This is a genomic window from Streptomyces ziwulingensis, assembly GCF_039542605.1.
In the GTDB taxonomy this organism is placed as follows: Bacteria; Actinomycetota; Actinomycetes; order Streptomycetales; family Streptomycetaceae; genus Streptomyces; species Streptomyces ziwulingensis.
Genome location: NZ_BAABIG010000094.1, coordinates 1 through 2989, shown reverse-complemented (window position 1 = coordinate 2989; position 2989 = coordinate 1). Strand labels below are relative to the sequence as shown.

Annotated in this window: 2 protein-coding genes; both read right to left on the bottom strand. The window is 74.3% G+C overall.

What is annotated here, in order from left to right; all coding sequences use genetic code 11:
• Positions 1-1728, bottom strand: a 1728-nt coding sequence (locus tag ABEB00_RS34415) for a type I polyketide synthase (protein WP_425586624.1), incomplete at its 3' end; no start/stop codon positions are given.
• A gap of 129 nt (positions 1729-1857) precedes the next feature.
• A partial coding sequence (locus ABEB00_RS34410; RefSeq protein ID WP_345624653.1) for a KR domain-containing protein occupies positions 1858-2989 on the bottom strand: 1132 nt, incomplete at its 5' end.

The following is a 2989-nucleotide window of genomic DNA, read 5'->3' as shown; positions in this document are numbered from 1 at the left end:
CATCCCCACCCACTGCGCACCCTGACCCGGAAACACGAAGGCGATGTCGCGGTCGGTCAGGTCCGCCGTGCCGGTCACCAGGGCGGGGTGGGCGGCCCCGTCGGCGAGTGCGCCCAGTGCCTTGCGCAGTGCCGCCGGGTCGTGACCCACCACCACCGCGCGGTGGGCCAGTCGGGCCCGGCCCTCGGCCAGCGCGCGGCCGAGGGCCGAGGGGTCCGGGGCGTTACGGTCGGCGTAGGCGAGCAGCCGTCCGGCGTGGGCCCGCAGCGCGGCGTCCGACGCGGCGGAGACGGGCCAGACGACGGCGGCGGTCGACGGGGTGCCGGGCGACCCGGTCTTACCGTCCGGGGTGGCGGACCCGCCGGTGTCGGGTGCGGGGGGTGCTTCCTCCAGAATGACGTGGGCGTTGGTGCCGCTGACGCCGAAGGCGGACACGGCGGCCCGGCGGGGCCGGCCGGCGTTGTGCCACGGCCGGGCCTCGGTCAGCAGGCGTACCGTGCCGGCCGACCAGTCGACCTGCCGGGACGGCGCGTCCACGTGGAGGGTGGCGGGCAGCAGGCCGTTGCGCAGCGCCTGGACCATTTTGATGATGCCGGCGGCACCCGCGGCGGACTGGGTGTGCCCGATGTTGGACTTGAGCGAACCCAGCCAGAGCGGCCGGTCGGCGGGCCGGCCGCGGCCGTAGGCGGCGATGAGCGCCTGCGCCTCGATGGGGTCGCCGAGGGTGGTGCCGGTGCCGTGTCCCTCGACCGCGTCGACGTCGGCGGGGCCGAGCCGGGCGGCGGCCAGTGCGGCTCGGACGACCCGTTGCTGGGAGGGACCGTTGGGTGCGGTGAGGCCGTTGGACGCGCCGTCCTGGTTGACGGCGGAACCCCGCACCACGGCGAGTATCTCGTGGCCGAGCCGCTGGGCGTCCGACAGCCGCTCCAGCAGGAGGACGGCGACGCCCTCCGCCCAGCCGGTGCCGTCGGCGGCGTCCGCGAACGCCTTGCACCGGCCGTCGGGGGCGAGGCCGCGCTGCCGGGAGAACTCAACGAACGGTGACGGCTGCGCCATCACCGCGACCCCGCCGGCCAGCGCCCGTGAGCACTCTCCGGAGCGCAGCGCCTGCGCGGCGAGGTGCACGGCGACGAGCGACGACGAGCAGGCGGTGTCGATGGTGAGGGCCGGGCCTTCCAGCCCGAGGGTGTACGACACCCGGCCCGAGGCCACCGAACCGGAGTTGCCGGTGGCGAGGAAGCCCTCCAGTCCCTCGGGGACCGTGCTCAGCGCCGTGGCGTAGTCGTGGTACATGACGCCGAAGAAGACACCGGTGTCCGTGCCGCGCAGCCCCGCCGGGTCGACGCCCGCGTGTTCCAGGGCTTCCCAGGACGTCTCCAGGAGCAGCCGCTGCTGCGGGTCCATCGCGAGGGCCTCGCGCGGTGAGATGCCGAAGAACTCCGCGTCGAAGGCGCCGGCGTCCCGCAGGAAGCCGCCCTCGCGGACGTAGGAGCGGCCCGTCCGGTCGGGATCGGGGTCGAACAGGTCGTCCAGGGGCCAGCCGCGGTCCTCGGGAAAGCCGGCCACTCCGTCACGGCCTTCGGCGACCAGGCGCCACAGGTCGTCCGGGGAGGCGACCCCGCCGGGCAGCCGGCAGGCCATGCCGACGATCGCCACGGGTTCGGTCGCGGCGGCCCGCTCGGTCTCGAAGCGGGCGTTCTGCGCGGCCAGGTCCTCATTGTCCTGCAACGCGGCCCGCAGCGCCGCGACCAGCCTGGCGGTCTGGTCGTCCGCGGCCGTGTCCGTACCGTCGGTGGTGGTCGTCATGTCAGCCTTCCAGAGGGGAGCGCCGGGTGAGGGCCCGAGGTCGGGCCGGGGTCACGAGCGGCCGCGCAGGGCGCGGGCCACGAGTCCGTCGACGTCGAGGTCGGCGATGGTCGGGCCCTTGGCTTTCGGCACCTCGGCCGGTGACCTGGGCGATTCCGGTTCCGGGGTCGTCGCCGAGGCGGGTTCCGGGCCCGGTCGCGGTCCCGATTCCGTTTCCGGTTGCGATCCCGTTTCCGGACCCGTTTCCGGACCCGGTTCCGGTTCCGCCAGGAGTTCGGACCTGAGGTGGACGGCGAGGGCGAGCGGTGTCGGGTGGTCGAAGGTGAGGGTGGCGGGCAGTCGCGTGCCGGTGGCCCTGGCCAGCCGGTTGCGCAACTGGAGCGCGCCCAGGGAGTCGAAGCCGCTGTCCTTGAACGCCTGCGACGGGCCCAGGTCGTCCTTCGAGGCGTGGCCGAGAACGGCGGCCGCGGCGCCGCGTACGAGGTCCAGCAGTTCCTTGTGCTGTTTCTTCGGGGAGAGTGCGGCGAGCCGTCGGACGAAGCCGGCCGAGTCGTCGATCGCCGGCGTGTCCGGGTTCGTGGTGCGGCGGGGTGGGCGGACGAGGGTGCGCAGCAACGGGTTGAGGTCACCCGCGGCGGCCTGCGCCCGCAACGCCCCCCAGTCCAGCCCCGTCGGCACCAGCACCGCCTCCCCCGACCGCAGGCCGGCGTCGAACAACGCCAACGCCTCCCCCGTCGACAACCCACGCAACCCGCTGCGCGCCAGCCGGCCCCGAGCCCGACCGTCAAGACCCCCCGTCAGACCACTGACCTCCTCCCACAACCCCCACGCCAACGACACACCCGCCAGCCCCTCACCCCGCCGCACCACAGCCAACGCGTCCAAGAACGCGTTCGCCGCACCGTACGCACTCTGCCCCGCGTTCCCGAACACCCCCGCGGCCGACGAGAACACCACGAACGCCGCCAGATCCAACCCCCGCGTCAACTCATGCAGATGCCAGGCCCCATCCACCTTCGGCCCGAACACCCGCTCCACCCCCGCACCCGACAACCCCCCGAACACACCATCCGCCAACACCCCCGCCGCATGCACCACAGCCGTCAACGGATGCCCCGCCTCCACCGACGCCAGCACCCCCGCCACCGCCTCACGATCACCCACATCCGCCGCCACCACCCCC